The following is an 18,323-nucleotide window of genomic DNA, read 5'->3' as shown; positions in this document are numbered from 1 at the left end:
GGAAAGCGGTTCAGACGGCCTCGGCCGCCGGAACCTGCCCGACGGGAGCCTGGGCCGGCGCCTGAACGGCGGCCGGCGCCGGAGCGGCGGCGGGCTTGGCGCTGTACAGCTGGATGTCGCCGATCAGCTGGCCGCCGGCATCGACCGCCAGCTCGCCGAAGCGGATCGAGCCGGTGATCCTGCCGGTGGAGCGGACGGTCAGACGGCCGCGGACGGAGATGTCACCCTCGAAGCGGCCGGCGATGTCGGCCTCCTCGATCTCGACGGAGCCCTTGAACAGGCCGCTCTCGGCGATCTCGACCGAACGGCCTTCGCGCAGCTTGGCCTCGACCGTACCCTCGACCACCAGCACGTCGCAGGAGCCGATCTCGCCGGTCAGGGAGATGTCGCGGCCGACGGTCAGGCGGCGCTGCTCCGGCATGGCGGGAGCCATCGGGGCCTGGGCGGCCGGAGCCTGGACGGGCGCCTGGGCTGCGTGAGCCGCCGCCGGGGTGGCGACGGGGATCGACGGCTGGCGCGGGGCGGAGCCCGGCATGTCGACGACCCGGCGCGGCACGTCGGGCTTGAAGCCGGCACCTGGCATGGACGGCGCGGAGGGGGGCTTGGGGATGCTGTTCATGTCGGGTCCCTTCGAGGCGGAAGGCATGTCGGGATAGGCCGGAGAGGCGCTCTGCGGATCGGTCAGGGCATGGGCCATGCTGGGTGCGGCGTCTCCGGCCGCCACGGCGGATACCGGGGCGGATGCCGGATGGTGTCCTGGAGCCTGTGCCGGATTGTTGAGGGAGGCGAGCGGCGACGAGACGGCGCCGGGCTCGCCCGGGGTGTACGGACGGACACCCGGCTGCGGCGGGACGGGACTGTCGGCCTTGGGAGCGGCGGGCGGTGTCTTTCGTCCGAACAGCATGAGCGGTTCCCCCAATCTGGACATGCGGGTGGCGGGATGGCCTGGAAGTCGAAAGGCCCGGTGCCGGAAGCGTGCCGCCGGGAAGGCGGGCGCCACAGTCGGTGTCCGGGCAGGCGACGGCGTGCGGCCGTGCCGCCTAGCGGCGTATCACGGTCGTCCGGCCCGCCGCAAGGGGAGCCGACATGGACTGTAGGACATGAACCATGAAGGCGCTGGCGACGACCGGGACCAGCAAATTGACGAAGGGGATTGTCGAAAGGAAGGCAATGACGGTCCCGGCCAAAAAAGGTTTCAGCGGCCGTGCCCGCCGCATCGCCCGCGCCGTGGCACGGTCCATCCGGCGGTGCGCCACCATCTCGAAATATTCCTGCCCCAGCAGATAGCCGTTGACGGTGTAGAAGACGATCAGGTTCAGGCCGGGCGCGAAGATGTAGACCGGCAGCGCCAGCAGGTTGATCGCCAGCACCAGCAGCAGGAACCGCAACGCCGTTGCCAGTTCCTCCAGCCAGCCGGCATGGCGGGGGGCAGGCAGGGCGGGGTAATGCCGCGCCTCCACCCGCTCCACCACCTCGTCCAGGAAGAAGCTCGACACCGTGCCGACGGTGGCCGGGAACAGCAGCCACGCCAGCACAAGCACCCCCAGCCCGCCCAGCACGTCGATGGTGGCATCGACCCAGCCATAGCCGGTCAGCGGCGTCACCGACAGCGCCCACCATGCGCCGCCGGCCAGCAGGGCATAGGCGATCACCGAAACGAGCACCCCGGTCCACACCACCCGGCGCACGCGCGGGTCGGACAGCTGGGCGAAGGCAAGCACGAGGGCGCGGATCATCGGCGGTCCGTAAGGCGGTGGGGCTTAACGGCGGTGCGGGGCGGCAGTGCATGGCTGCTGCTGCCGCCCGCATATCTACGGTGGCCGGCTGTCGGGTTCCAGTCCCCCGTGTCGCTCTCCCGTTACGGTGCGGGGCCGAACACCAGTGCGGCGTTGGTTCCGCCGAAGCCGAAGCTGTTCGACAGGACATGGCGGATGCGCCGTTCCTTCGGCCGTAGCGGCACGAGGTCCAGGTCGCAGCCCTCCGACGGCGCTTCCAGGTTCAGGGTGGGTGGGGCCACCTGATCGCGCAGGGCCAGAATGGCGAAGATCGCCTCCACGGCGCCCGCCGCTCCCAGCAGATGGCCGGTCGCCGATTTGGTCGAGGACATGGAAAGGCTTGTCGCCGCCGGGCCGAACAGGCGCTTGACCGCCGCGATCTCCACCGGGTCGCCGGCCGGGGTGGAGGTGGCATGGGCGTTGACATAGTCGACGGCGTCGGGCGCCAGCCCCGCCCGCTTCAGCGCGGCGCGCATGGCGCGGAAGGCGCCGTTGCCGTCCTCCGCCGGGGAGGTGATGTGGTAGGCATCACCCGACAGACCATAGCCGGTGACCTCGGCATAAATCGTGGCCCCGCGCCGCTTCGCATGCTCCAGCTCTTCCAGCACCAGCACGCCGGCCCCCTCACCCATGACGAAGCCGTCGCGCTCGCGGTCCCAGGGGCGGGACGCGCGGGCCGGGTCGTCGTTGAAGCCGGTCGACATCGCGCGGGCGGCGCAGAAGCCCGCAATCCCGAGGCGGCAGATCGCCGCCTCGCTGCCGCCGGCCAGCATGACGTCGGCATCGTCCAACGCGATCAGCCGGGCCGCGTCGCCGATTGCGTGCGCCCCCGTAGCACAGGCGGTCACGGCGGCATGATTCGGTCCGCGGAAGCCGTAGCGGATCGACACGTGGCCCGATGCAAGGTTGATGAGGGTCGACGGCACGAAAAAAGGTGAGATGCGGCGGGGCCCCTTCCCGTGCAGGGTCAGCGCCGCCTCCGCCAAGCCCGGCAGACCGCCGATGCCGGAGCCGATCATCACGCCGGTGCGCTCCTGCGCCTCCGCGTCCGCCGGGCGCCAGCCGGCGTCGGCCACCGCCTCGTCCGCGGCGGCGAGCGCCAGCAGGATGAAGCGGTCCATCTTGCGCTGGTCCTTGGGCGGTACCACCGCATCCGCGTCAAAGGCGGCGTCGCCGCTGTCCGGCACCTGGCCGGCGATGCGGCAGGGCAGGTCGGCGGCATCGACCCCGCTCACCGCCCGGATGCCGCTTCGGCCGTCCAGCACGGCGCGCCAGCTCGGCGCCACGCCGGCCCCGAGCGGAGTGACGGCGCCAAGGCCGGTGACCACGACTCGTCTCATTCGGTTTCGTCCTTTTCAGGGATCGTCAATTCCGGACGCAGCCGGTCCGGCCGGATCGGTTCGCCGCTGTTGCGGTCGACCAGCACCGGTTCGACCGAAAGGCCGGTCTCGCGGTCGACCAGCCGGAACGCTCCGTCCGGCAGCAGCCAGCGTCCGCCCCAGTCGGCCATGGCGATCAGCACCGGCAGGAAATCCCGTCCCTTGTCGGTCAGGTGATAGCCGTGGCGCAGCGGGCGTTCCTGATAAGGTCGCTTTTCCAGCAGCCCGGCCTCCACCAGTGCCTGCAGGCGGCGGGTCAGCATGTTGGTGGCGAGCCCGATGCTGCGCTGGAACTCGTCGAAGCGGGTCAGGCCGAGCATCGCGTCGCGCAGGATCAGCAGGGACCACCATTCCCCGACCTCATCGAGGCCGCGGGCGATGGGGCAGGGGAAGTCGGTCAGCCGGGTGCGTCGCATGGCGGCGACTGTCGCATGGTAACTTTCATCATGCAAGTAACCGATATCGGCGGCCCGGCCGGGGAACATCGGACGTGCTTCCAGGGGCCGCACTTGTGATGCGGGTGGCGGCGGCTATACTCGCGCCGCAATTTCGCCCTTACCGCAAGATCCCTCAGGAGAACCCATGGCCACGTCTGCCTACGACGTCACCGGCATCGGCAACGCCATTGTGGACGTGATCGCCCACGCCGACGACGCCTTCCTCGCCGCCAACACCATCGAGAAGGGGGCGATGACGCTGATCGACGCCGCCCGGGCGGAGGAGCTGTACGGCAGGATGGGACCTGGCGTCGAAGTCTCCGGCGGCTCGGCCGGCAACACCATGGCGGGCATCGCCATGCTCGGCGGGCGCGGCGCCTATATCGGCAAGGTCGCCAAGGACCAGCTGGGCGACGTGTTCCGCCACGACATCCGCGCCGCCGGCGTCTCCTTCGACAGCGCGCCGCTGTTGGGCGGAGCGCCGACCGCGCGCTGCCTGATCCTGGTCACGCCGGACGCCCAGCGCTCCATGAACACCTATCTCGGCGCCTGCGTCGAACTGGGGCCGGAGGACATCGACGAGGCGCTGATCGCCGGGTCGCAGGTGACCTACCTGGAAGGCTATCTGTGGGATCCGCCCCGCGCCAAGGAGGCCTTCCGCAAGGCGGCGGAGATCGCGCACGCCGCCGGCCGCAAGGTGTCGCTGTCGCTGTCCGACAGCTTCTGCGTCCATCGCCACCATGCCGAGTTCGTCGATCTGGTGGAGCGCCACGTCGACATCCTGTTCGCCAACGAGCACGAGATCGGCGCCCTCTACGGCACCGACAGGTTCGAGGACTCGCTGGCGGCGGTGAAGCGTCTGGGCAAGACCGCGGCGCTGACCCGCAGCGAGAAGGGCGCCGTCATCGTCTCCGGCGGCGAAGTGGTCGAGGTGGCGGCCGAGCCGGTGGAGCGGGTGGTCGACACCACCGGCGCCGGCGACCTCTATGCCGCCGGTTTCCTGTTCGGCCATACCCGCGGCCTGTCCCCGGCGGTCTGCGGCCGTCTGGGCGCCGTCGCCGCGGCGGAGATCATCAGCCATGTCGGCGCCCGGCCGGAAGTGAACCTGCGCGAGCTGGTCGCCGCCAAGGGCCTGCTGGCGTAAGCCGTCCCTGGAGCGCGATTTGCGCGTCAAATCGCGAAGACGTTGCCGGCCGCGTTGCATTCTGCAACTGCGGCCGGTTCCGTTTGGGGGTCAATTCAACTGGTCATCGATCACGGGACGTTCCGGCACCGTGGTCCTGGCGCACAGCAGCGCCATCGCCGTCCCGCTGTCGGGGGCGGCCACCGCCCAGCGCTCCGGCCGGTCCGGTCGCGGGACGGTCAGCAGCCACAGCCGGTCCTTCTCTCCGAAGCGTCCGTTGAAAAGCGTGTATTCGCGCGGCCCCTGCCGGCGCAGGTCGTTCAGCCGGGTCTGCAGTTCCACCGCTTGGCCGTTGCGTACGGCGATGGCCTCTTCAGCCTGCCGCAGTTCCGTCTCCTGGTGGCGCATGTCGCGGCGCAGCGACTCGGTGGTTTGGGTCAGCTCCGTCCGTCCCTGATGCAGCTGCGAGCGGCGGCGCTGGACGGCGGCGATCCGGTTGCCGATCCGCAGAATGGATACGGTGATCCAGCTGAGGCAGGCCATCAGGATCACCATTTCCAGCACGAGCAGCAGCGGCGTCTGCGCGCTCATTGTCCCTCCGCTCCTTCGGCACGCTCCTTGCGTGCTTGCGCCGGCGCTGCAGCAACGGGCGTGCCAAGGGCGGATGCCCGGGCATCGGGACGATGGGCCAAGCGATGGGCCCAGGAATGGGCCAGGCGATGGGGTGGTGATGGAGGCGGTGCGGACGATCCTCGACTCGGCGGTTCCGCTGGTGGCGGCTCTGGCGGTGCTGTGCCACCTGTGCTGGGTCGGCATCCGGCGCAGCTGGGACCGGGTTGCCGGGCTGGACCGACTGCGCCAGTCGGTGGTGCCCCTGAAGGAACGCCAGCGCGCGGAGACCGAGGCGCTGGCCGACCTGACCTGCCGGCTGGAGGAGGCCAAGGGCCGGCTGTCGGCCGCCGAACAGCGGGTCGCCCATCTTCAGCGCCAGATCGATGCGGTGGACAAGGAACCGCCGGTCTTCCTGCACATCCTCGGCCTGCCTGCAGGCAATCGCCGCGCCTTCCGGGCGGAGGTGCAGTACGACACCGCCGTCGCCACCGCCGCCCGCGCCGCAGGAAAGCCGGTGAACCCGGTCTGGCGTTACGACAACCGGGTGCTGGTCCATGCGCTGGACCTGCAGTCCGCCCGGCGCGAGGCGGAGCACGTCTTTCCGCACAAGGCCGGCTTCAAGGTCTTCTTCCACGCGCCGGTGCCCTGATACCTCCCTCTTGCGCCGGGATTCCAGCCCCAAAGGCCGGCTCTGCGGTCTTCCGCCACAGCGTCGGCTCGGGTAAGCTGCCGGTCCCGCCGCCCATCCTGAACATCCCGACAGATTGCCGATTCATGCAAGTCTACCTGCCGATTGCCGAGATGTCGGTCAACGCGCTGCTGGTGCTCGGCATGGGCTGGCTCGTGGGGTTCCTGTCGGGGATGTTCGGCGTCGGCGGCGGCTTCCTGATGACGCCGCTGCTGATCTTCATCGGCGTTCCCCCCGCCATCGCCGTCGGCACCCAGGCCAACCAGCTGGTCGCCGCCAGCGTGTCGGGCGTGCTGGCCCATTGGCGGCGCGGCAACGTCGACGTCAAGCTGGGGGTGGTGATGCTGGCCGGCGGCGTGGTCGGCACCGCGGTTGGGGTGTGGATCTTCGGCATCCTTCAGCGGCTGGGCCAGATCGACATCGCCATCACCCTGTCCTACGTCTTCTTCCTGGGCACCATCGGCGGGATGATGCTGGTGGAGAGCAGCCGCGCCATCCTGCGCCGCCGCGCGCCGACGGCGAAACGCGGCAAGCTGCACCGCCACATCTGGCTGCACGGCCTGCCCTTCAAGATGCGGTTCCAGCGGTCGAAGCTGTACATCTCGGCCCTGCTGCCGGCGGGGATCGGGGCGGTCGGCGGCATGCTGGTGGCGATCATGGGGATCGGCGGCGGCTTCCTGCTGGTGCCGGCGATGATCTATCTGCTGAACATGCCGGCCGGGCTGGTCGCCGGGACCTCGCTGTTCCAGATCATCTTCACCACCGCGGCGGCGACCCTGCTGCAGGCCGCCACCAACCAGACGGTGGACGCCATGCTGGCGCTACTGCTGCTGATCGGCGGCGTGATCGGCGCCCAGTTCGGAACGAAGGCGGGCAGCCGCCTGCGCGGCGAAACCGCCCGGCTGGCGCTGGCGACCATCGTTGTCGCGGTGGCGCTGAAGCTGGCCTGGGATCTGTTCTCCCGCCCCGACGATTTGTTCACCCTGACCACGGGGTTGAGATGATGGCGGGGCGGACGAAACGCAGGCTGATCCAGGCCGCCGCGGCGCTGGCCGGTCTTCTGCTGGGCGGCACGGTCGCGGCGACGGTGTGGGCGCAGCAGCTGGTCGCCGACCTGTCCAGCCACCTGATCGCCATCACCACCGGCTTCACCGGCACGGAGGTCGTGCTGTTCGGCACCACCGACGGGGCGGGTGACGTCGCCATCGTCGTCACCGGTCCGCGCGGCCCCGCCACCGTCCGCCGCAAGCAGCGGGTGGCCGGCATGTGGATGAACACCGACAGCGTGCGCTTCGAGCAGGTGCCGAGCTTCTACACGGTGGCGGTCAGCCGCCCGCTCGACCAGCTGGTCGGTCGCCCGGTTCTGGAGCGCCAACAGCTGGGATTGCCGCAGCTGCAATTGCCGGCCGACGCCAGCCTGCCGCCGGAAGAGCTTGCCGCCTACCGCAGCGCGCTGATCCGCAACAAGCAGCGCCAGGGGCTCTACGCCATTTCCATGGGGCAGGTCGCCTTTTTGGGCGAACGGCTGTTCCGCACCAACATCTATTTTCCAGCCAACGTCCCGACCGGGCTGTACAATGTCGAAGCCTTGCTGATTCGCGACGGCGACGTGGTCAGTGCCCAGACCACGCCGCTGGTGGTGTCCAAGATCGGGTTCAGCGCCGAAGTGTCGGACTTCGCCCGCAACCGCCCGGTCATCTACGGGGTGGCCGCCGTCATCGGCGCCATCGCGGCCGGCTGGGCGGCCGGCGCCGCATTCCGCCGGATCTAAGCCGAGAGGGTGATCGAGATGAGCGACGCGACCCAGTCCACGACGCCGGAAACGCCCGCCCAGCCACCGGCTCCCAAGCCGGTGCGCATCTTCCTTGTGGTGGTCGACGACAGCCCGGAGCTGAAGGTGGCGCTCCGCTATGCCTGCCTGCGCGCCCGCAAGTCGGGCGGCAAGGTGGCGCTGCTGACCGTCCTGGAAAAAGGCGAGATGCAGCACTGGCTGGCGGTGGAGAACCTGATCCGCGAGGAGCAGCGCGCCGAGGCGGAGCAGATGCTCCAGAAGCTGGCGCGCGAGGTCAACCAGCTGACCGGCACCCTGCCGGCGCTCTATGTCCGCGAAGGCAACCGCACCGAGGAGGTGCTGGCCCTGATCGGGGAGGAGCCGAGCATTTCCATCCTGGTGCTGGCCGCCGGCACCGATCCCGAAGGCCCCGGTCCGCTGATCTCCTACTACACCGGGCGCGGGCTGGGGCGGCTGCGCATCCCGCTGACCATCGTGCCCGGCGGGCTCAGCAACGAGGCGCTGGACGCGATCACGTAAGTGGGGGCACGTAAGTGGGGGCACGTAAGTAAGGATAGGGGCCACGGTCAGAGCGCGCATGCCGGATGCCGAATACCCACACAACCGGGGTCCTTGATCCGCCCGGCGTTTCGGCCCAAATTTCCCCCAATCGTTCCGCGTCCCGATCCCGGGCGCGCCGGCGGTTCCATTCCGCCGCCGATGGAGGACCAGACCATGTTCATTCAGACCGAGCAGACGCCCAACCCGGCGACTCTCAAGTTCCTGCCGGGGCGTGACGTGCTCGGACGCGGCACCGCCGACTTCACCAGCCGCGAGGACGCCGTCCGTTCGCCGCTCGCCCAGCGCCTGTTCGAGATCGACGGCGTCGTCGGCGTCTTCCTGGGCGCCGACTTCATCACCATCACCAAGACCGACGCGCGCGACTGGTTCCTGCTGAAGCCGTCGATCCTCGGCGTCATCATGGAGCATTTCACCGCCGACCGCCCGGTCCTGCTGGAAGACGGCGGCGACGGCCATGCCGCGGCGGCCAACGCTGACGACGAGGAGATCGTCGAGCAGATCAAGGAGCTGCTGGACACCCGCGTCCGCCCGTCGGTCGCCCAGGACGGCGGCGACATCACCTTCCAGGGTTTCGAGCGCGGCGTCGTCTATCTGGCGATGAAGGGAGCCTGCTCCGGCTGCCCCAGCTCGACCGCCACGCTGAAGCACGGCATCGAGAACATGCTGCGCCACTACATCCCCGAAGTGGTCGAAGTGCGCGCGGTCCAGTAATCCGCTCTCCGGTTATGCCGGTCCGCCCTTGATGCGGCGGGCCGGCATTCCCATGCTGGCACCATGATCATCTCCGCCAGCTACAAGACCGACATTCCCGCCTTCTACGGGCGCTGGTTCCTGAACCGCCTGGACGCCGGTTATTGCCGGATGGTCAATCCCTATGGCGGCCAGACCTACCGCATCGACCTGACCCGGCCCGCGGTCGACGGCTTCATCTTCTGGACCAAGAATCTCGGACCCTTCCTCGGCGCGCTCGACAGCGTGGCGGAGCGGGGCTTTCCCTTCATCGTGCAGTACAGCATCACCGGCCTGCCCACCGCGCTGGAACGCTCGGTCCCCGATTGGGAGACGGCGGTCGGCCATATGACGCGGGTGCGCGAGCGCTGGGGACCGCGGGCTGCGATCTGGCGCTACGATCCCATCGCGCTGACCGAGGCCACGCCGCCGGACTGGCACCGCGAGACCTTCGCCCGGATCTCGCGTGCGCTGCGCGGGGTGACCGACGAGGTGGTGGTGTCCTTCCTCCAGCCCTACCGCAAGACCGCCCGCAATCTCGCCGCCGCCGGCATCGGCTGGCGTGATCCGGAAGCGGAGGAGAAACGTGCGCTGCTGGCGGACTTGGCCGGCATCGCGGCGGGGGAGGGGATGGCGCTGACGCTCTGCACCCAGCCGGAACTGGTCGGTACGCCCGGCACGGCGGCCGCCCGCTGCGTCGATGCGCTGCGGCTGTCGGACGTCGCGGGAAATGCGGTGGCGGCAAGGGAAAAGGGAAACCGGCCCGGCTGCCTGTGCGCGGAGAGCCGCGACATCGGCGACTACGACAGCTGTCCGCACGGATGCGTCTACTGTTATGCGGTTGCCGACCGCGGGACGGCGCAGCGGCGGTTCGCTACGCATGACCCGGAGGGGGAGTTTCTGGTGGCGCGGCGGTCGGCCACCGCCTGAGAGTGACGGCCCCGCCCGTTCAGGCGGGGCCGCTTCCCTCACGCTACTGAACGCAGGAGATGGTCGCCGGCCAGATCGGCGATGCTGACGATGGGCAGATCGTGCTCCACGGCGAAGGCAACCAGCTCCGGCAGGCGGGCCATTGTGCCGTCGGGGTTCATCACCTCGCACAGGACACCGGCGGGCTTGCGGCCGGCCCGGAACATCAGGTCGATGGTGGCCTCGGTATGGCCGCGGCGGGCGGCGAGGCCGCCGGGATTGGCGCGGATCGGGAAGACATGGCCCGGCCGCGCCAGGTCCTCCGGCCGGCAATCTTCAGCTATGGCCGTTCGGATGGTGGTGACGCGGTCGGCGGCCGACACCCCGGTGGTGACGCCGGTTCGGGCCTCGATCGACACCGTGAAGGCAGTGCCGAAGCGAGCGCTGTTGGCCGACACCATCGGCGGAAGATCGAGCCTTTCCAGTCGTTCTTCCGGCAGGATCAGGCAGACGATTCCGCTGCAGGTCCGGATCAGGAAGGCCATCTGGTCGATGGTGATGGCATCGGCCGGGTAGATGATGTCGCCTTCGTTCTCGCGGTCGTCATCGTCGACGACGATGACTCCGCCGCCCTTGCGGATGCGCTCGACTGCGAGGGCGATCCGCTCTTCCGGCGTACCGAAACGGGAAAGAAGGCCATCATGGGTCTGGGGCTGATTCATGGTTCTCACTCCAAAGATTGGGCGAGCCTGAATCAGGGCGCAAAAGAGATCCTCCGGCATCGGGAAGCAATGCATCCACGGTGTCGGCGCAAGCCATCGCCGGCACCCCGGCCCAGGCTTTACGCCCGGCATGGGTGGCTGCGTAGCCAGCTCATTCTCTTCCATCCGGACTGTAACCGTCGGCCCCGGCCTTGCACCGGGTCTGCTGTCCCCGTGGCGGGTGCCACGGGCGCTCGCGGGCTCCCCTTCAATTGAAGGGATACCGCCGGTCGGGAGTTTCACCCTGCCCTGAGAACAAGCATATGTCGCCGCCCGTTTGCGGACGGCGGCCTCAGCTTCGTGGGCGGAGTGGTGTCTGTCAAGGGTGCGGGTGACGGGTGCGCACAGGCTTTACGGACAAACCTTCCGCACCGTCTCAACCAGCTTTTCCGGGTTGAACGGCTTCACCAGCCAGCCGGTGGCGCCGGCTTCGCGGCCGGCGGACTTCTTGGCGGGGTCGGCTTCGGTGGTCAGCAGCAGGACCGGGGTGGCACGGTTGAGGGCCGAGGCGCGGATGGCGCGGGTCAGCGCCAGCCCGTCCAGGCCCGGCATGTTCAGGTCGGTGATGATGCAGTCGAACTTGCGCTGGTTGACGAGCGCGAGGCCGGCATTGCCGTCCGACGCCTCCGCCACCTCATAGCCGGCGCCTTTCAGCGTGAAACCGACCATGTCGCGGATGGTCTTGGAATCGTCGACGGTCAGAACGCTTTTGGGCATGAACGCGGCTCCGCTTATACGGCCGAAAGAATTAAGGGGAAAGCCCTAGGCAATTTCCCGTCCACCGTCAACCGCTGGCATCCCCTATCCCGGCAACAAAAAGCCCCCGGCCCGGCGGCTGAACCGCTGAACCGGAGGCTTTGCCGAGGCTATATTGTTACGCCTTCGTATCGACGTGCTGGCCGCCGGCGTCACCGCCCTTGGCGACGCCGACCATCGCTTCGCGCAGCAGGCGGCCGTGGATGGTGTAGCCGGGCTGAAGGACCTGGACGACGGTGCCGGCGGCCTTGCCGGTGTTCTCGATCTCGAACATCACCTGATGGAAGTTCGGGTCGAACGGCTCGCCGGCCGGGTCCAGCTTCTTGATGCCGGCGCGGTCGAAGGCGGCGAACAGCTGGCGTTCGGTCGCCTCGACGCCGACGGCGAGGCCCTTCAGCATCTCGTCCTGCTCGCGGCCCTCGGCCGGGACGGCGTCCAGCGCGCGGCGCAGGTTGTCAGCGACCGACACCAGTTCCTTGGCGAAGCTGGACACGGCGAACTTGCTGGCGTCCTCGCGGTCGCGCTGGGCACGGCGGCGGGTGTTCTCCGTCTCCGCCATGGCGCGCAGAAGCTGGTCCTTCAGGCTGGCGACCTCGGCTTCCAGCTTGGCGACGCGGTCCTCGGGCGAGCCGGTTTCCGCAGCGTTGGCGGCGGCGGTCTCGGCGGTGGCCTCGGTCGGCTCCACCGTGGCGTCGGAGGGCTTGTTCTGCTCTTCGCTCATGGTTTTCTCAATTCTTGCTTCGTCAAAAGGCGGAGTGAGTGAGGGAGGCGGCGCTCAGCCAATCAGCCGGCTGACCACCTTGGCGGTGTAATCCACCAGCGGAATGATGCGGGCGTAATTGATGCGGGTCGGGCCGATGACGCCGATGGCGCCGATCACCTGTTCCCGGCTGTTCTGGAAGGGGGAGATGATCATCGAACAGCCGGAATGGCTGAACAGCACATTCTCCGCGCCGATGAAGATCTGCACGCCGTCGCCGCGCCCGGTGGCGTCCAGCATGCGCAGCATCGTCTCCTTGGTCTCCAGCGCCTCGAACAGGCCGCGCACCCGCTCCAGGTCGGAGAGCGCGGTGACGTCCTCCAGCAGGCGGGACTGGCCGCGGACGATCAGCTGGCCGGCGTTCGACCCGCCGCTGCCGGCCCAGGTGGCCAGACCGGCGGCGACCACCTTGCGCGACAGCTCGTCCAGCTGGGTCTTCTGCTGCTCGATCTCCTGCAGGACCTCCTGCCGCGCCTCGTCCAGCGTGCGGCCGGCGAGCTTGGCGCTGAGGAAGTTCGACACCGTCTGCAGGGTGGAGGTCGGCACCCCCATCGGCACCTCGATCACCCGGTTCTCGACCAGACCGTCCTCGTTCACCAGGACGACCAGGGCGCGGCCGGGGCCGAGCGACACGAACTCGATATGCTTCAGCGGCCGGTCGGTCTTCGGCGCCACCACCAGCCCGGCGCAGTGCGACAGGCCGGACAGCATGGTCGACGCCTCGCCCAGCACGTCGGCGAAGGCACGGCCGGAGGCGGAGCATTTCGCTTCGATCGAGGCGCGCTCGTCCTCGGTCAGCGACCCGATCTCCAGCAGGCCGTCGACGAACATGCGCAGGCCGGCGTCGGTCGGGATGCGGCCGGCCGAAGTGTGCGGGGCGTAGAGCAGCCCCTGCTCCTCCAGGTCGGCCATCACGTTGCGGATGGTCGCGGGCGACAAGGCCATGCCAAGCCGCCTGGAGATCGTGCGCGAGCCGACCGGTTCGCCGGACGCGACATAGGCGTCGACGATCAGCCGGAAAATCTCGCGCGATCGCTGGTTCAGCTCGTTGATCATGGGCTAGGGCGGTCGGGCTCTGTTCGGGCTGGTCGGCTACGGAACGGGAGTTCCGTCAACCGGTCCGAATTTAGGCAGGTCCGACCGCCGAATCAACGTGCGGGGCGAAGAAGCCCCGCCACCATGCGACCGCGTGACGCCCCTTACTGCTCCGCCAGGAAGCTGCGGTACTGCGTGGCGATGGCGGCGACCGCCGCCTCGTACAGCTGCCGGCCATGCTCCGGACGGGCGAGACCGGGGGCGGAGCCGATGCGGCCGTCGGGATAGCGGCGGCGGAAGTCGCGGGCGTCGTGGAAGCCGCCGGCCGGCGCCTGTTCCGGCTCCAGCGCCGCGGTCTTGATCGAGTCGGGATAGGCGTACTGGGTCAGCGACACCTCGCTGGGGGTGGCGTGCGAGCCCTCCTTGCCCTGGTACAGCTCACGCGACAGGCGGGCGACCTCGCCATTCTCCCACCAGCTCACCAGGGCGCAACGCAGGTCCGGCGCGTCGCGGCCGCGCAGCGCCCGGTTCTCCGCATGGATCTCGTAGAAGGCGGCGCGAACGGTGGCGATGTTGCCGCCATGGCCGTTGACGAAGAAGAAGCGCTCGAACCCGTGTTCGGCCAGCGAGCCGACATAGTCGCGCAGCAGGGCGATCAGCGTCGACGGCTTCAGCGTCATCGAGCCGGGGAATTCCATATGGTGCACGGCCATGCCGACCGGGATGGTCGGGCCGACCAGCGCACCGGTGGCGTCGCCGACGCCCTTGGCGATGACCTCGGCACAGATGGCGTCGGTGCCAACCAGCCCGTTCGGCCCATGCTGCTCGGTCGAGCCGATCGGCATGATGATGCCCTTGGAGGTCTTGAGGTAGGTTTCGACCTCGGCCCAGGTGCTCAGGTGAAGCTGCACGGTGGCGGATCCTTTTCGACGATGCGTGCCGGGAATGCGGCCGGGAATGCGTTGGCCCTCATGTTAGGCGGCCAAACGGCCGCGACAACCGCTCCCTGCGCCGGGCGGGCATGACGGGGCCGTGACGATGACCGCTCTCATCCCGCGCTGGCGCATTGCTCCGGCGATGACTACAATCGCGTGCAATTTGCCCGCTCGGGCGTCTGTTTCGGGGTGCGGTTGTGGTTGCGCGCGTCAACACGGTGGCGTTCCAGGGCATCGAGGTGCTGGGGATCGACGTCCAGGTCCAGATGTCCGGCGGAATCGTCGCCTTCACCGTCGTCGGCCTGCCCGACAAGGCGGTGGGCGAAAGCCGGGAGCGGGTGCGTGCCGCGCTGCATGCGCTGGGGCTGGCGCTTCCGGCCAAGCGCATCACCGTCAACCTTGCCCCCGCCGACGTGCTGAAGGAGGGCAGCCATTTCGACCTGCCGATCGCGCTCGGCCTGCTGACGGTGATGGGGGTTCTGCCGGATGCGGAGATCGCCCGCTATGTGGCGCTGGGCGAACTGGCGCTGGACGGCGCGCTGACCCCGGTGGCCGGCGTGCTGCCCGCCGCCATCGACGCGTTGGCCAACGACCGCGGCCTGATCTGCCCGGCGGTCTGCGGCGGCGAGGCGGCCTGGGCCGGTCCCGATCTGGACGTGCTGGCGCCGGCCAACCTGCTGGCCCTCATCAACCATTTCAAGGGCACCCAGGTGCTGACCCCGCCCAAGCCGCGGCTGCAGGAACAGGACGCGCCGCCGCCCGACCTGCGCGACGTGAAGGGCAACGAGACCGCCAAGCGCGCGCTGGAGGTTGCCGCCGCCGGATCGCACAACCTGCTGATGATCGGGCCGCCCGGTTCCGGCAAGTCGATGCTCGCCGCCCGCCTGCCCGGCCTGCTGCCGCCGCTCGACCCGGCGGAGGCGCTGGAGGTGTCGATGATTCACAGCGTCGGCGGGCTGCTGGAGGGCGGGCGTCTGCTGCGCCAGCGCCCCTACCGCGCGCCGCACCAGTCCGCCAGCCTGCCGGCGCTGGTCGGCGGCGGCACGCGGGCCAAGCCGGGGGAAATCTCCCTGGCGCACCAGGGCGTTCTCTTCCTCGACGAACTGCCGGAGTTTCCCCGCGCCCTGCTGGAGGCGTTGCGCCAGCCGCTGGAGACCGGCAAGGCGGTGGTCAGCCGTGCCAACCATCATGTAACCTATCCGGCGCGCGTGCAACTGGTGGCGGCGATGAACCCCTGCCGCTGCGGCCATCTCGACGATGCCTCGCTCGCCTGCGCGCGGGCGCCGAAATGTGCAGCAGATTATCAATCTAAAATTAGTGGGCCGCTGTTCGACCGTATCGACTTGCACATCGACGTGCCGGCGGTCAGCCCGGCCGACCTCAGCCTGCCGCCGCCGGCGGAGGGCAGCGCCGACATCGCCGCCCGCGTCGCCGTCGCCCGCGCCATCCAGGCGGAACGCTATGGCGGCTTCGGTCCTTACCCGGCCGGCCGGGCTGTGCGGACGAATGCCGAGGCCGATGGCGAACTTCTGGAGAAGGTGGCCTCCCCCGACGCCCCCGGCCGCGCCCTGCTGACCGAGGCGGCGGAGCGGCTGAAGCTGTCGGCCCGCGGCTACCACCGCGTGATGCGGGTGGGGCGGACCTTGGCCGATCTGGACGGGGTCGAGGGGGTCAAGCGTCGCCACATCGCCGAGGCGCTGAGCTACCGGCGGATCGCGCCGGGGCGGTAGCGGTCCGGCCGATCATCTGCCGCAACCGCCGTTCGAGCCCGCGGCCATATTTCACCACGGTGCCGGCCCACAGCCGGTTCTGCCAGTTCACCGCGGCCCGGCGATTGACGAAGAGGACGTCGGTGTTGTCCAGGGAGAATGGCAACATATGGAATCCCAGGGACCGCATCCGCTGTTTCACCGCCTCCACCGCCGGTCGCATTTCGGGATAGAAGAAGTCGTGGAATTCGACGGTGATCTGGTCGATGTCCGAAAATTCCTCATCCGCAGCGGCCGCGAACATGTCCAATTCGGCACCCTCGATGTCGACCTTCAACAAGGCGATGCGGCCGATGCCGCAGCGGCGCCGGAACTCCGCCAGGGTCATGGCTTCGGCCCGGATGGTCCGAATCGCCTGTTCTGCCGGAGAACGGTTGAAGCCGCTCGCACAGCGGTCCGGATAGACATGGATGTCCAGGCTGCCCGATGCGCCGGAAATCGCAACCTGCTGAAGCGTCAGCCTGGGATGTCGGGCGATCTGTTCGGCACATTCGGGAACAGGCTCGGCTGAAAAGACCTTGCAGCCATACCGCTCGATGACGGCGTGCGCGAATTTTCCCTCGTTGCAGCCGAAATCGACCACAACAGAGTTTTCATTGATCAAAGAAAAGAATGTGTGTTCGCAAATGCGGTCTAACTTGATCATTTTTTATTTTCCCATTTCCCCACCCATTAATTGCAAATTTTTATTTTCTTAGTGTTATGCTTCTTGATCTTTATCTATCTGCTCTTCCCTGAACTTACGGCCCCTCGAACACCGGCGGCTTGCTCGCCCCCGGACAGACGGTCGCCGGCACCGACTCCTGCTCCACGAAGGTCACGGCGGCGGCCATGGCGCAGTCTTCGCTGGATGTTACGATGTGGCTGGCGGCGCGGAAGACCAGATGGCGGCTCTTCGGCAGGGTGGCGGCGGCACGGTCGCCCCAGTCCGGCGGGGTGACGGGGTCGTAGGCTCCGGACAGCAGCAGGACCGGCACCGGGCTGGCGACCGGCAGGCGCTCGGCCGGTTCCTGATGGCCGGCGGGCCAGAGACGGCAGACGCGCCGGCCCGGATCGTCGGCGGCGACAAGCCCATAGGGGGCATAGCGGCGGGCGTTGTCGGCGCGCTTCTGCGGATCGGCGGTGTTGACCGACTCACGGCATTCGACGGAAAAGGCCAGCCCGTCGGCGACCTCCGGATCGCCCAGCCAGTTGGTCGGCGCCCATTCGGCAAGGGTGGCGTATTGGCCGCGGATGGCGCGGTCGAGCATGATCGGCAATGCCGGCACCGCTTCGCTGATCGCCATCGCCTCCAGCCCGGCGGCGATGATCGCTCCGCCGGTCAGCCGCAGGGCACGGCGCGTCTCATGATCGCCGACGACGATGTCGACGGGATTGCGGTCCAGCCGTTCGACCAGGGAGAGGAAGCGCTTCTCCAGGTCGGGAAAGGCGGAGCGGCAGGTCCGGTTGGCGGCGCAGTCGTCGAACAGCCGGCGGTAGGCACGCTGGGCCAGCCCGGCCGTCTCCTCCTGCGCGTTGACGTCGGGCGGGTAGATGCTGTCGAACACGGCGGTGCGGACGCGGCCGCCCTGCCGCCGCAGGATCTCCAGCCCGACGCGCGTGCCGTAGGACACCGCGAACAGGTTCACGCGCTGGGCGCCCAGCGCCGTCGCAATGTCCAGCGCATCCTCCGCCGCGACGGGGGTGGAAAACTGCGTGGTATCCAGCCCGGCCGCCTCCAGCCGCGCGATGCAGGCGCTGATTGCGGAGCGTTCCGCCGCCGACCGCTGCTCGCGCGTCTGCGGCCGGCTGCCGCGGGCGTCGACGGCGTCCAGCTCCGGGCAATCGGTGTCCGGCTCCGCCCGGCCGACGCCGCGCGGGTCGAACAGGATCAGGTTGCGGGTGCGGCGGAAGGGCGCCGACAGCTCCCACCACACCTCCATCCGCTCTTCCGTCGCCTCGCCGGTGCCGAAGGGGGAGGCGCCGGGACCACCCTCCAGAAACAGGACGGGGTCCGGGTCGGGCTGGCGCGCGGTGCTGAGCAGCACGGCGACCGGCAGGCGCAGGCTGCGGCTGTTGGCGCGGTCGCGGCGTTCCGGCACCGCCACCGTCCCGCACAGCGCCGCTTCTCCGTCGGGAACGGTGAACCAGCAGGGGCCAGGGGTGAAGCGGGTCTCCGCCACCGCGGGCATGGCCAACAGCGCACCCATCACCACGGCAACCGCCGCGAGCGCAGCCCGCAGCTTGCGGGCGGAGCGCACCGCTATCGGCCATGCGGGAGAGGAGAGGATGGACACGGACGGACGACCTGGACCTGATGGAT

Annotated in this window: 20 protein-coding genes and 1 riboswitch; of the genes, 8 read left to right on the top strand and 12 right to left on the bottom strand. The window is 69.1% G+C overall.

Annotated elements, in window-relative coordinates; translation table 11 throughout:
* Positions 1-10 precede the first annotated feature (10 nt).
* The 4 genes from TSH20_RS11615 to TSH20_RS11600 form a co-directional block, all read right to left on the bottom strand.
* Positions 11-904, bottom strand: coding sequence for a polymer-forming cytoskeletal protein (locus TSH20_RS11615; protein WP_109074881.1), 894 nt, complete (start codon positions 902-904; stop codon positions 11-13).
* 136 nt (positions 905-1,040) lie between these two features.
* A complete protein-coding gene (locus TSH20_RS11610) occupies positions 1,041-1,736 on the bottom strand; it encodes an EI24 domain-containing protein (RefSeq protein ID WP_109074880.1) in 696 nt (231 codons plus the stop codon).
* Between the two features lie 122 nt (positions 1,737-1,858).
* A complete protein-coding gene (fabF, locus tag TSH20_RS11605; RefSeq protein WP_109074879.1) occupies positions 1,859-3,115 on the bottom strand; it encodes a beta-ketoacyl-ACP synthase II in 1,257 nt (418 codons plus the stop codon).
* A complete protein-coding gene (locus TSH20_RS11600) occupies positions 3,112-3,570 on the bottom strand; it encodes a helix-turn-helix domain-containing protein (RefSeq protein WP_109074997.1) in 459 nt (152 codons plus the stop codon). Before TSH20_RS11600 ends, fabF begins: the two co-directional genes overlap by 4 nt.
* Before the next feature lie 166 nt (positions 3,571-3,736).
* Between TSH20_RS11600 and TSH20_RS11595 the strand changes: the two genes are divergently transcribed.
* Positions 3,737-4,735 (top strand): adenosine kinase, encoded by a 999-nt coding sequence (locus TSH20_RS11595; RefSeq protein WP_109074878.1) that lies wholly within the window; start codon positions 3,737-3,739, stop codon positions 4,733-4,735.
* A 90-nt stretch (positions 4,736-4,825) separates the two neighbouring features.
* Here TSH20_RS11595 and TSH20_RS11590 read toward each other — a convergent pair whose 3' ends face one another.
* Entirely contained in the window at positions 4,826-5,305 is a 480-nt protein-coding gene (locus TSH20_RS11590) for a hypothetical protein (RefSeq protein ID WP_109074877.1), read from the bottom strand.
* Between the two features lie 139 nt (positions 5,306-5,444).
* On the opposite strand from TSH20_RS11590, the gene TSH20_RS11585 reads away from it, so the two are divergent.
* The 6 genes from TSH20_RS11585 to TSH20_RS11560 all read left to right on the top strand — a co-directional run bounded on the left by TSH20_RS11585 (position 5,445) and on the right by TSH20_RS11560 (position 10,026).
* On the top strand, positions 5,445-5,975 hold the full coding sequence (locus TSH20_RS11585) for a hypothetical protein (RefSeq protein ID WP_109074876.1): 531 nt from the start codon (positions 5,445-5,447) through the stop codon (positions 5,973-5,975).
* A 125-nt stretch (positions 5,976-6,100) separates the two neighbouring features.
* Complete coding sequence (locus tag TSH20_RS11580) at positions 6,101-7,018, top strand: sulfite exporter TauE/SafE family protein (protein WP_109074875.1); 918 nt, start codon at positions 6,101-6,103, stop codon at positions 7,016-7,018.
* On the top strand, positions 7,015-7,785 hold the full coding sequence (locus TSH20_RS11575; protein WP_109074874.1) for a TIGR02186 family protein: 771 nt from the start codon (positions 7,015-7,017) through the stop codon (positions 7,783-7,785). The genes TSH20_RS11580 and TSH20_RS11575 overlap by 4 nt, the downstream gene beginning before the upstream one ends.
* Before the next feature lie 18 nt (positions 7,786-7,803).
* Positions 7,804-8,325, top strand: coding sequence for a universal stress protein (locus TSH20_RS11570; RefSeq protein ID WP_109074873.1), 522 nt, complete (start codon positions 7,804-7,806; stop codon positions 8,323-8,325).
* 195 nt (positions 8,326-8,520) lie between these two features.
* Positions 8,521-9,078, top strand: coding sequence for a NifU family protein (locus tag TSH20_RS11565; RefSeq protein ID WP_109074872.1), 558 nt, complete (start codon positions 8,521-8,523; stop codon positions 9,076-9,078).
* Between the two features lie 63 nt (positions 9,079-9,141).
* A complete protein-coding gene (locus tag TSH20_RS11560) occupies positions 9,142-10,026 on the top strand; it encodes a DUF1848 domain-containing protein (protein ID WP_109074871.1) in 885 nt (294 codons plus the stop codon).
* Between the two features lie 38 nt (positions 10,027-10,064).
* Here the strand turns inward: TSH20_RS11560 and ribB are convergent, their stop codons facing one another.
* The 5 genes from ribB to TSH20_RS11535 all read right to left on the bottom strand — a co-directional run bounded on the left by ribB (position 10,065) and on the right by TSH20_RS11535 (position 14,228).
* On the bottom strand, positions 10,065-10,727 hold the full coding sequence (gene ribB, locus TSH20_RS11555; protein ID WP_109074870.1) for a 3,4-dihydroxy-2-butanone-4-phosphate synthase: 663 nt from the start codon (positions 10,725-10,727) through the stop codon (positions 10,065-10,067).
* 149 nt (positions 10,728-10,876) lie between these two features.
* A riboswitch (FMN riboswitch) is annotated at positions 10,877-11,027 on the bottom strand.
* Between the two features lie 90 nt (positions 11,028-11,117).
* Complete coding sequence (locus tag TSH20_RS11550) at positions 11,118-11,483, bottom strand: response regulator (RefSeq protein ID WP_109074869.1); 366 nt, start codon at positions 11,481-11,483, stop codon at positions 11,118-11,120.
* Positions 11,484-11,640: 157 nt separating this feature from the next.
* Entirely contained in the window at positions 11,641-12,243 is a 603-nt protein-coding gene (gene grpE / locus TSH20_RS11545; RefSeq protein ID WP_109074868.1) for a nucleotide exchange factor GrpE, read from the bottom strand.
* Between the two features lie 54 nt (positions 12,244-12,297).
* Complete coding sequence (gene hrcA / locus TSH20_RS11540) at positions 12,298-13,338, bottom strand: heat-inducible transcriptional repressor HrcA (RefSeq protein WP_085090505.1); 1,041 nt, start codon at positions 13,336-13,338, stop codon at positions 12,298-12,300.
* A gap of 143 nt (positions 13,339-13,481) precedes the next feature.
* A complete protein-coding gene (locus TSH20_RS11535) occupies positions 13,482-14,228 on the bottom strand; it encodes a creatininase family protein (protein ID WP_109074867.1) in 747 nt (248 codons plus the stop codon).
* Positions 14,229-14,449: 221 nt separating this feature from the next.
* Between TSH20_RS11535 and TSH20_RS11530 the strand changes: the two genes are divergently transcribed.
* On the top strand, positions 14,450-15,982 hold the full coding sequence (locus TSH20_RS11530; protein WP_109074866.1) for a YifB family Mg chelatase-like AAA ATPase: 1,533 nt from the start codon (positions 14,450-14,452) through the stop codon (positions 15,980-15,982).
* On the opposite strand, the gene TSH20_RS11525 is transcribed toward TSH20_RS11530, so the two are convergent.
* Positions 15,924-16,667, bottom strand: a complete 744-nt coding sequence (locus TSH20_RS11525) for an FkbM family methyltransferase (RefSeq protein WP_109074865.1) — start codon at positions 16,665-16,667, stop codon at positions 15,924-15,926. The two genes, TSH20_RS11530 and TSH20_RS11525, sit on opposite strands and share 59 nt — an antisense overlap.
* 94 nt (positions 16,668-16,761) lie before the next feature.
* Positions 16,762-18,297 carry an alpha/beta fold hydrolase gene (locus tag TSH20_RS11520; RefSeq protein ID WP_247871309.1) on the bottom strand — a complete coding sequence of 512 codons (1,536 nt, stop codon included), beginning with the start codon at positions 18,295-18,297 and terminating at the stop codon, positions 16,762-16,764.
* Between the last annotated feature and the right edge of the window lie 26 nt (positions 18,298-18,323).

Source organism: Azospirillum sp. TSH20 (assembly GCF_003115935.1).
Taxonomy (GTDB): domain Bacteria; phylum Pseudomonadota; class Alphaproteobacteria; order Azospirillales; family Azospirillaceae; genus Azospirillum.
Note: the sequence above shows the minus strand (reverse complement) of the source record. Positions and strands in the feature narration are given on the sequence as shown.

Bases quoted from the DNA above. Each gene is read 5' to 3' on its own strand.
- TSH20_RS11570 (WP_109074873.1), top strand. From the start codon at position 7,804: ATGAGCGACGCGACCCAGTCCACGACGCCGGAAACGCCCGCCCAGCCA.
- TSH20_RS11600 (WP_109074997.1), bottom strand. From the start codon at position 3,570: ATGCGACGCACCCGGCTGACCGACTTCCCCTGCCCCATCGCCCGCGGC.
- TSH20_RS11595 (WP_109074878.1), top strand. From the start codon at position 3,737: ATGGCCACGTCTGCCTACGACGTCACCGGCATCGGCAACGCCATTGTG.
- TSH20_RS11585 (WP_109074876.1), top strand. From the start codon at position 5,445: ATGGAGGCGGTGCGGACGATCCTCGACTCGGCGGTTCCGCTGGTGGCG.
- TSH20_RS11575 (WP_109074874.1), top strand. From the start codon at position 7,015: ATGATGGCGGGGCGGACGAAACGCAGGCTGATCCAGGCCGCCGCGGCG.
- grpE (WP_109074868.1), bottom strand. From the start codon at position 12,243: ATGAGCGAAGAGCAGAACAAGCCCTCCGACGCCACGGTGGAGCCGACC.
- TSH20_RS11550 (WP_109074869.1), bottom strand. From the start codon at position 11,483: ATGCCCAAAAGCGTTCTGACCGTCGACGATTCCAAGACCATCCGCGAC.
- TSH20_RS11610 (WP_109074880.1), bottom strand. From the start codon at position 1,736: ATGATCCGCGCCCTCGTGCTTGCCTTCGCCCAGCTGTCCGACCCGCGC.
- hrcA (WP_085090505.1), bottom strand. From the start codon at position 13,338: ATGATCAACGAGCTGAACCAGCGATCGCGCGAGATTTTCCGGCTGATC.
- TSH20_RS11565 (WP_109074872.1), top strand. From the start codon at position 8,521: ATGTTCATTCAGACCGAGCAGACGCCCAACCCGGCGACTCTCAAGTTC.
- TSH20_RS11580 (WP_109074875.1), top strand. From the start codon at position 6,101: ATGCAAGTCTACCTGCCGATTGCCGAGATGTCGGTCAACGCGCTGCTG.
- TSH20_RS11590 (WP_109074877.1), bottom strand. From the start codon at position 5,305: ATGAGCGCGCAGACGCCGCTGCTGCTCGTGCTGGAAATGGTGATCCTG.
- TSH20_RS11560 (WP_109074871.1), top strand. From the start codon at position 9,142: ATGATCATCTCCGCCAGCTACAAGACCGACATTCCCGCCTTCTACGGG.
- TSH20_RS11525 (WP_109074865.1), bottom strand. From the start codon at position 16,667: ATGATCAAGTTAGACCGCATTTGCGAACACACATTCTTTTCTTTGATC.
- TSH20_RS11615 (WP_109074881.1), bottom strand. From the start codon at position 904: ATGCTGTTCGGACGAAAGACACCGCCCGCCGCTCCCAAGGCCGACAGT.
- ribB (WP_109074870.1), bottom strand. From the start codon at position 10,727: ATGAATCAGCCCCAGACCCATGATGGCCTTCTTTCCCGTTTCGGTACG.
- fabF (WP_109074879.1), bottom strand. From the start codon at position 3,115: ATGAGACGAGTCGTGGTCACCGGCCTTGGCGCCGTCACTCCGCTCGGG.